This window comes from Halalkalibacter urbisdiaboli (assembly GCF_002156385.1).
GTDB classification, from domain to species: domain Bacteria; phylum Bacillota; class Bacilli; order Bacillales; family Bacillaceae_D; genus Halalkalibacter_A; species Halalkalibacter_A urbisdiaboli.
Genome location: NZ_MVJM01000002.1, coordinates 585786 through 593870, shown reverse-complemented (window position 1 = coordinate 593870; position 8085 = coordinate 585786). Strand labels below are relative to the sequence as shown.

Annotated in this window: 10 protein-coding genes; 5 read left to right on the top strand and 5 right to left on the bottom strand. The window is 37.8% G+C overall.

Features of this window, described 5'->3' with window-relative positions:
• The 3 genes from B1R93_RS23940 to mqnE form a co-directional block, all read right to left on the bottom strand.
• On the bottom strand, positions 1–251 hold a 251-nt coding region (locus tag B1R93_RS23940; protein ID WP_425348958.1), incomplete at its 3' end, for an IS3 family transposase.
• Between the two features lie 59 nt (positions 252–310).
• Positions 311–871: a transposase gene (locus B1R93_RS10740; RefSeq protein WP_088103240.1), complete on the bottom strand. Its 561-nt coding sequence runs from the start codon at positions 869–871 to the stop codon at positions 311–313.
• Positions 872–1124: 253 nt separating this feature from the next.
• Complete coding sequence (gene mqnE / locus B1R93_RS10735) at positions 1125–2219, bottom strand: aminofutalosine synthase MqnE (RefSeq protein ID WP_088103966.1); 1095 nt, start codon at positions 2217–2219, stop codon at positions 1125–1127.
• A 336-nt stretch (positions 2220–2555) separates the two neighbouring features.
• Here mqnE and B1R93_RS10730 point away from each other — a divergent pair, with 336 nt between their 5' ends.
• Both B1R93_RS10730 and B1R93_RS10725 read left to right on the top strand, forming a co-directional pair.
• Entirely contained in the window at positions 2556–2756 is a 201-nt protein-coding gene (locus B1R93_RS10730; RefSeq protein WP_088103965.1) for an aspartyl-phosphate phosphatase Spo0E family protein, read from the top strand.
• An 81-nt stretch (positions 2757–2837) separates the two neighbouring features.
• Entirely contained in the window at positions 2838–3191 is a 354-nt protein-coding gene (locus tag B1R93_RS10725) for a HesB/IscA family protein (RefSeq protein WP_088103964.1), read from the top strand.
• Positions 3192–3351: 160 nt separating this feature from the next.
• Here the strand turns inward: B1R93_RS10725 and B1R93_RS10720 are convergent, their stop codons facing one another.
• Positions 3352–4341 carry an NAD(P)/FAD-dependent oxidoreductase gene (locus tag B1R93_RS10720; RefSeq protein ID WP_088103963.1) on the bottom strand — a complete coding sequence of 330 codons (990 nt, stop codon included), beginning with the start codon at positions 4339–4341 and terminating at the stop codon, positions 3352–3354.
• A 351-nt stretch (positions 4342–4692) separates the two neighbouring features.
• Here B1R93_RS10720 and B1R93_RS10715 point away from each other — a divergent pair, with 351 nt between their 5' ends.
• The 3 genes from B1R93_RS10715 to B1R93_RS10705 all read left to right on the top strand — a co-directional run bounded on the left by B1R93_RS10715 (position 4693) and on the right by B1R93_RS10705 (position 7426).
• Positions 4693–5910 (top strand): NAD(P)/FAD-dependent oxidoreductase, encoded by a 1218-nt coding sequence (locus tag B1R93_RS10715; RefSeq protein WP_088103962.1) that lies wholly within the window; start codon positions 4693–4695, stop codon positions 5908–5910.
• Between the two features lie 180 nt (positions 5911–6090).
• Positions 6091–6408: a YuiB family protein gene (locus B1R93_RS10710; RefSeq protein ID WP_207634149.1), complete on the top strand. Its 318-nt coding sequence runs from the start codon at positions 6091–6093 to the stop codon at positions 6406–6408.
• A gap of 313 nt (positions 6409–6721) precedes the next feature.
• Positions 6722–7426, top strand: a complete 705-nt coding sequence (locus tag B1R93_RS10705) for a 3D domain-containing protein (protein ID WP_088103961.1) — start codon at positions 6722–6724, stop codon at positions 7424–7426.
• Positions 7427–7473: 47 nt separating this feature from the next.
• On the opposite strand, the gene B1R93_RS10700 is transcribed toward B1R93_RS10705, so the two are convergent.
• Positions 7474–7950, bottom strand: coding sequence for a divergent PAP2 family protein (locus tag B1R93_RS10700; RefSeq protein ID WP_088103960.1), 477 nt, complete (start codon positions 7948–7950; stop codon positions 7474–7476).
• Positions 7951–8085 lie beyond the last annotated feature (135 nt).

Sequence of the window (8085 nt, the reverse complement as noted above, 5' to 3'; positions counted from 1 at the left end):
CGATTGATAAGGTTCTTGGCAACAGTTCCAATTGTTCCTTTGTAAGAACTATATTTTCGTGACTTTCTACTAAATTTCTTGCATTTAAGCCCAAGTTTATTCATGATGCGTTGAACCTTCTTGTGATTCACTTTGAGCCCATCTTGTTTTAACTCCAAACAGATACGACGATACCCATAATTCCCATTATGTTCCTCAAACTTGGATTGGATGCATTCCTCGAGTTTCTGATTCGGATTCTCCTTCTTGATCTCTTTTATATGATAATGGTAGGAGGAATCAGGAATTCCGACTCTTTGTAGAACATCTTTTAGTTTGAACTTTTCTTTGAGTTCGAATGATAACGCTGCTTGTGCTTTTCGAGATAGCCCTCCGGATCCATCTGAAAAGCTCGCAACTTTTTTAAGTATTCTACCTCTAAACGTAGGAGCTCGTTCTCTCTTTCAAGCTTTTGTTCATACGTCATTTCTTTTTCTGTACGTTGTTTTTTTATATTTTTAGCTTTATCAGACATGGGTAGTCTTCCTTTCGTTCTATCCAGGGCTTCAGCACCATCTTCCAAAAAAACTTTCTTCCATGCACCTATCATCGAAGGGGTGGACAATCCAAAGTAAATAGCGGTATCCATCTCTGAAGATCCTGTTCTTTTCATAAAGCTTAATACATCGAGTTTGAATTGGACAGAAAAAGTTTCCCTCTTACTCTTTTTCATCAAACCTGTCGTCCCAAATTTATCGTAAACTTTCACCCATTTTTTTATGGCAGTGCTGTCATTCATACCGTGTTTTTTTGCCAACCTGTCAAACGATAAATGTCCTTTTTGATACTCATGTACCATCATTAATTTAAATTGGTCACTATATTTAGCCATAAAAAACACACCCCAAAGTCAGATTGTTAACTCTAACTTTTGGGGTGCAGTTCACTTTTTCAGTGCCCTCAAAAACCTACCTTTTTCAGTGGCTCTTATTAAGTAGCAACGGCTCCACACGTTGCTCGCTTCTATGAGAAATCCACTCATAGTAGGCTTTTTAAAAAGATTACAACGGCTCCACACATTGCTTAGAGGCACTGAAAAAGGGAAAAGCACCCTTTTTCAACGTCCTCGCATATTGCCACTTTTTTTAATAGGTTTTAACGGTGTTATAGAAAGTGTCGCGTTCAATAGGGGTTTTATTCGCACTTTTAATGAGGTGAATTAATTCATCTCGTGTTATCCCTTGTGATGTTAATGCGCCAACAGAGTGAGAAATTCGTTCCTCAATTAACGTACCATGGATGTCACTAGAGCCAAAAGCAAGCGCCATTTGTGTAAGCTGAACGCCGATATTAATCCAATACGCTTTAACATGGTCAAAGTTATCGAGCATTAAGCGACTAATTGCTAGCGTACGCATATCGTCAAATGCAGACGTACGGCGTTTTAAGTTGGCATTAATGCTTCGAGGCTGCATTGCTAAAGGAATGAACACCATGTAACCATTGGTACGATCTTGAAGCTGACGAAGACGATCCATATGAATTAGACGCTCTTCTAACGTTTCGATTGAACCGTAAAGCATCGTTGCATGTGTTTTTAATCCTAATCCATGAGCAATTTCGTGCGCTTCAAGCCACTGATCCGTTGATGCCTTATCAGGACTCATTTTTTCACGATAGCGCTCTGTTAAAATTTCTGCTCCCCCGCCTGGAAGAGTATCAAGACCAGCTTTAATTAATTCTTCAAGAACTTCTTTCATTGATAAACCAGAGATACGAGAGAAAAATTCAATTTCAGCACCAGTGTAAGCTTTCACTGTCACTTTAGGATAGTGCTTTTTTAAAGTCCGAATCGTATCTAAGTAATAATCAAACGGTACTTCGTGATTATGCCCACCAACGATATGGAATTCACGGATGTTATCATTCCAGCGCTCCTCAACGTATTTTAGCAACGCCTCGCCATCCATGGTATAGGCACCCTCTTGACCTGGTTTACGTTTAAATCCACAGAAACCACAATTCGCTTCACATACATTAGTTGGATTAATATACATATTCTGAATAAAGTAAACATTATCACCGTTCTTTTTTTGATTGACTTGGTTCGCTAATTGTCCGATCCCAAGTAAATCTGGTGATTCAAACAAATAAAGACCATCTTCAATTGTTAATCGTTCTCCAGCTTTAACCTTTTCAGCAATGGGCTGTAGCTTAGAATCCGTTAAAATGGTGCTCATATTATATGTCCCCCGATCTACCATACTGCAGGCAAGTAAATTAAATAATAAAAGAAAATAATTTTAAATTTTTGAAGGAATGACCAGTGTCTTTGTCGTAATCATTATCTATTATACTATCAGACTATCTTGATTAAAAGGAAGAGCGCTTTTGCGAAAATGAAAGAGGATCTTACAGGTTAACTTGGATAGTTTGTGAAAAAATCATGAATACCCCTTAAAATCAGTGTTTTTCAATTGCAATTTATTTGTAAATTAAGTAAAATGTAAGAAAATACAATTTTTACATTAAGAGTTAAACGGTAGTATAAATTATTAGTACGAGGGGGGATAGCGATGAATAATATGGTAAAGTACGAAGCCTGTATGGAAAAAATTGAAAACTTGCGAAATAAAATGACGAATGCAGCGAGACAACATGGAATGGCGCACCCTCAAGTATTAAAGTACAGTCAGGAGCTAGATCGAGCACATAATCTCATCCTATCTTTGGAGCTTTCTGAAAAGAATAGTTGGTCTCAGCAAATTGCATACTGAAAAGAAGGCAAGAGCAATCGCCTTGAGGTTCAAGGAATCAAGAGGTATACTTGTATCAGAACAGAAAGTAGGGGTGATACAATGATTACTTTAACCGATGCTGCGGTCAATCAGATAAAAGAGATGATGAAGGCGGAAGGTGAGGACAATCTCATGCTTCGCGTTGGTGTAAAAGGTGGTGGCTGTAGCGGTCTGTCCTACGGAATGGGCTTTGATACAGAAAAGCATGACGAAGACACTAAGTTAGATATAAATGGATTGCCTGTGCTTATTGATAATGAAAGTGTCCCTGTAATTAAAGGAGTCGTTATTGATTATAAGCAAAACATGATGGGCGGTGGATTCACAATTGATAATCCTAATGCGATTGCATCATGTGGTTGTGGGTCATCTTTCCGTACTGCAACAAACGCCGGAACACCTGAAGATTGCTAATACTAGGAATAACGGGATGTATTGAAGATACATCCCTTTTTTTATGCAGAAAATAGGATGCCTAGCCACTGAAAAGAATGAAAATTAAAGGGCACTGAAAAAGGGAAACAAACCCACCCTTTTTCAGTGCCCATCTAGTATAGGGCATCCTTTTTTTATATTAGAATAAACTTGTGCTATGACCAGGATGTAAACGAGCTTTTGGATCGATATAAGCCTTGGCGTTATTAACAGCGGTTGGTGCTTCACCGAAACCAGTGGCGATTAATTTTACCTTACCGTCGTATGTACAGATATCACCGGCGGCGTAAATCCCTTTTATATTAGTCTCCATTTTCGTATTAACGACGATGGAGTTTTTCTCAATTTCTAAACCCCATTCCTTTATTGGACCTAAGGATGAAACAAAACCAAAGTTGACAATTACTGCATCCACTTCGACTGTTTTTGTCGTATCCCCTTTGATTTCTTTAATCGTTACATGTTGGATAGTCTCACCATCACCATGCAATTCAACAATCTCAAACGGTGTTACAACTTGAACAGAAGATTTGTGTAATAGCTCGACACTATGTTCATGTGCTCGAAATTTATCACGGCGATGAATTAAGGTTACTTCTTTAGCGATAGGTTCGATCATTAGCGACCAATCAAGAGCTGAGTCTCCACCACCACAAACGAGAACCTTTTTGTCCTTAAAGATACTTAAATCCTGGACAAAGTAATGTAAGTTCTTCCCTTCATAAGCTTCTGCCCCATCTACCTCTAAACGACGTGGTTGGAATGCTCCTGCTCCAGCCGTTATTATAATGGCCTTTGAGGCATGCTTTTCCTTATCTGTTTCGATGATAAAGCTTTCGTCAGCTTGTTTCGTTAGCTCTTTCACTGATTGCTCAAGAACAACAGTTGGATTAAAATGGTCTGCTTGCTTAATAAGGTCATTGACTAAATCTTGAGCTTTCACTTTAGGGAATCCAGCAACATCATAAATATATTTTTCTGGATAAAGTGCAGATAATTGACCACCAAGCTGAGGCATACTTTCAATGATTTTTACTTTTGCTTGTCTCATTCCAGCATAAAAAGCAGCAAATAAACCTGTTGGACCGCCACCAATAATGGTTAAATCATACATCTCTAGTTCACTCATGCTTTACGTCACCCCCATGAAAAATCAAACCTGTCTTTTCCATTATATGCACATTATTTAACAAAAAGAAAGGAAGATTCAGAGTTATTCTATAATTCCTTCCATCGCGGATAATTGCATGTAAGATGTATATATTATGAAAGAGTGAACTGCAAATTTTAATACCCTCATTCACATTTTAGACACATTTTATTAAAAAGATTGTTGAAATATTGATGGAAAAGTCCTATTATAAGTATTGTGTTTTGTGGCTATAATAAATGGTTATTATTATGCTATCGTTCGTGAAAAAGATCACAAGATTATCTGACAAAAAATTCAATTAGTGTGTGAGATTTTAAATTTAAGAAAATGGAAGTGATGAATGTGAAAAAGCCAAATATCTTAATCTTAGGTGCTGGATACGGTGGGATGATTACTGCATCTAGATTAACAAAAGAATTAAGTGCAAACGATGCAAATATTACTTTAGTAAACAAGCATGACTACCACTACCAAACAACTTGGTTACATGAGCCAGCGGCAGGTACTCTTTCTCCTGAAAAAACGCGCATGGAAATTAAAAGTGTTCTTGACTTAAGCCGCATTAAATTTGTAAAAGATGAAGTTGTTGAAATTAAACGCGAAGAAAAGAAAGTGTTATTGAAAAATGGTGAGCTTGAATATGATTATTTAGTCGTTGGTCTAGGCTCTGAACCAGAAACATTTGGTGTGCCTGGAGTTCATGAATTTGCGTTTAGTAAATGGACCGTAAATGGCGCTCGTGAGGTAAAAGAACATATTGAGTATATGTTTGCAAAATATAATAATACACCAGAGGAAGAGCGTGATCAGCTTCTTAACTTTATCGTTGCTGGGGCAGGATTCACAGGAATTGAATTCATTGGGGAATTATCTGAACGTGTACCTGAATTATGCAGTCACTACGATATTCCTAAAGAAAAAGTTAAGATGTACGTGATTGAGGCTGCTCCATCTGCGTTACCAGGTTTTGATCCTGAATTAGTTGAATACGCGATGAACCTTCTTGAAAGTCGTGGCGTTGAGTTTAAAATTAACTGCCCAATTAAAGAAGTGACTGAAGAGGGTGTTATTTTAGCTAGCGGAGATGAAATAAAAGCGGCAACTGTCGTTTGGGCAACAGGTGTACGTGGTAGCTCTATTATCGAAAAGTCTGGCTTTGAGGCAATGCGCGGACGTATTAAAGTTGAGCCAGATTTACGTGCTCCTGGTCATGATGATATTTTCATTATTGGTGACTGTGCTCTTCTTATTAATGAAGAAATCAATCGACCTTATCCACCAACAGCACAAATTGCAATGCAAATGGCTGATACTTGTGCGCAAAACCTTAAGGCTCTACTTAAAGGTGGTTCTCTTAAGACATTTAAGCCAGATATTAAAGGTACCGTTGCATCACTTGGTGGGAAACAAGCAATCGGGGTTGTTGGCTCTCGTAAATTATTTGGGGCGTCTGCAAACTTTATGAAAAAAATGATCGATAACCGTTACCTCTTCTTACTTGGTGGACCAGGATTAGTCATGAAAAAAGGGAAAAATCCGCTATAAGAAATGAGTGAAATGTCTCAAGGGTAGATACCTTTGAGGCATTTTTTAACTAAGGAGAAGGATACTCAAAGAAAACGGCGCACCGTTTTCTTTAACATAATTGCCACATTGTTAACAGAGGACTGGTTGACTGGCTTGTCCTGTATTCTGTAAACTAACAATGATACGGGGGTGCAGTAGGTGAGTTTACCACAATTATTAATTTCAATGATCCTGTTTCTTATTTTGTTTTTTGGAATTGGATTTTTACTAAATATGGTGTTACGGTCAACATGGATAATGGCTGTGCTTTATCCGATTATTGTCATACTAATTGTTGATAATGTTGAAATGCTCGAATATATCACGGCACCAGTTGTGTCATTGACTCAATTAGGTGCAGATTTATTAGCACTAAAATTTGTTGATATTCTAGTCCTTTTAAGTGGGTTTGTTGGTGCGATTATTTCAGGGATTGTCATTCGCATGTTACGTGTTAGAGGATATCAAATGTTTTAAAGGGACGGTTTAAAAAGTAGGCAATCGAATTGCAATACTCCGTGAGCACCCGTCCTGTTCATGAGATCCCTACACATAGTAAGACTTTCAAAATGTAGTCCGAAAATTGCAGGTTGTTCTAAATGGTGAAAATTGCCCTTTTGGAACAACCTCTTTTTGATGTTAACGTGCGGCGCTAAAGAATTCATTGAAAAAAACTGATTAAACGTATTCTGAATTTTGAGAAAAGTCGAACTATCAAAATTTTTCCTTCCTTCATTGAATAATTTTTTTCCAATTTGGAGATGATTACATCATGAGAGGAGTGAAAAGTTTGAACTTAGTAAAAAATCTATGTCGAAGAATAATAATGGTGTGTTTAGTGATAGTTGCTTTCTTTACAACATTCCAAACGTTTTCAGGGGTAAGTGCAGCTGGATTACAAGGATGGATGTATGAGGCTTTCTATGAGAAATCAGAGGAACCAGACATATATGAAGCAAGAAACAGTACGTACAAGCGTTCAACATTTAAATCAAAAGGTCTTCCAAGTTACGAAAAGAAGGAGTCAATGTCCCATGAGGCGGTAGAATCACCTCCAGTTTCACTAGAGGAAGCAGTTGATTGGACGAAATATCCTTCGCAAAAGGTAGTAGCAACTGGTTATACAGCGGGTGTTGAATCAACGGGAAAGAGCCCCGATCATCCAAGCTATGGTATTACATACTCAGGCGTAAAGGTACGTCGGGATTTATATTCAACAATAGCAGCTGATCCGAACGTCTATCCAATTGGCACCGTTTTGTTTATTCCAGGTTATGGGTATGGTGTAGTTGCTGATACGGGTTCCGCTATTAAAGGGAACAAAATCGACCTGTATTACGAATCTGTAAAAGACGTTTATGAGCAATGGGGTAAACAAGAAGTAGAAGTCTATCTTGTTAAAAAAGGCGAAGGTAAATTATCGGATGAAGAATTGAGAATGTTAAATGAAGATGAAGCCGTTCAAGTCTTCCGAGAACAAATGTCATCACAATAACAAAAAGCGCCCATGTGAGGCGCTTTTTCTAATCCAAATTCAATACGTTAATGAACAATCGCATGAAGGACAAGTGTGAGTAATATCCCTAATAATGCTCCAAAAAAAACTTCAATTGGTTGGTGACCAAGTAATTCCTTCAATTCTTTTCGCTTCTCATTTTCTTCTTTTTTCGGCCACGTTTTAACTTCTTTTACGAGCTTATTAAAATCTGAAACAAGTTGGTTTAAAACAGTTGCATGGTATCCAGCATGGCGTCTTACACCTGTTGCATCAAACATAACGATAATCCCAAAAACTGCAGAAACGGCAAATAAGGTTGAATCCATACCATGTTCAACTGCAACCGAAGTCGAAAGTGATGTGACAGCTGCTGAATGAGAGCTTGGCATTCCTCCAGTGCTCGTAAATAACGTCCAGTCCAATTTTCTTGTAGCGATATAAGCTAGAGGGATTTTAATAAATTGAGCAAATACAATAGCAAAGAGTGAGGCCCAAAGCGGAAAGTTTTGAAAGAGTTCCATTATGTGATTACGTCCTTTCTGAATAACACCAATCTAGTAGCCGAACAATCCAAATAAACTGATGTTCATTATACCATATTAAGAAAGGCAGGCTAAACATGTAAAGTTATCCTCGAGGAATCAATTTGTATACAC

What these genes read in the sequence shown, in the direction of transcription:
- B1R93_RS10740 (WP_088103240.1), bottom strand. Translation starts at nt 871, where the DNA reads ATGGCTAAATATAGTGACCAATTTAAATTAATGATGGTACATGAGTAT.
- mqnE (WP_088103966.1), bottom strand. Translation starts at nt 2,219, where the DNA reads ATGAGCACCATTTTAACGGATTCTAAGCTACAGCCCATTGCTGAAAAG.
- B1R93_RS10730 (WP_088103965.1), top strand. Translation starts at nt 2,556, where the DNA reads ATGAATAATATGGTAAAGTACGAAGCCTGTATGGAAAAAATTGAAAAC.
- B1R93_RS10725 (WP_088103964.1), top strand. Translation starts at nt 2,838, where the DNA reads ATGATTACTTTAACCGATGCTGCGGTCAATCAGATAAAAGAGATGATG.
- B1R93_RS10720 (WP_088103963.1), bottom strand. Translation starts at nt 4,341, where the DNA reads ATGAGTGAACTAGAGATGTATGATTTAACCATTATTGGTGGCGGTCCA.
- B1R93_RS10715 (WP_088103962.1), top strand. Translation starts at nt 4,693, where the DNA reads ATGGAAGTGATGAATGTGAAAAAGCCAAATATCTTAATCTTAGGTGCT.
- B1R93_RS10700 (WP_088103960.1), bottom strand. Translation starts at nt 7,950, where the DNA reads ATGGAACTCTTTCAAAACTTTCCGCTTTGGGCCTCACTCTTTGCTATT.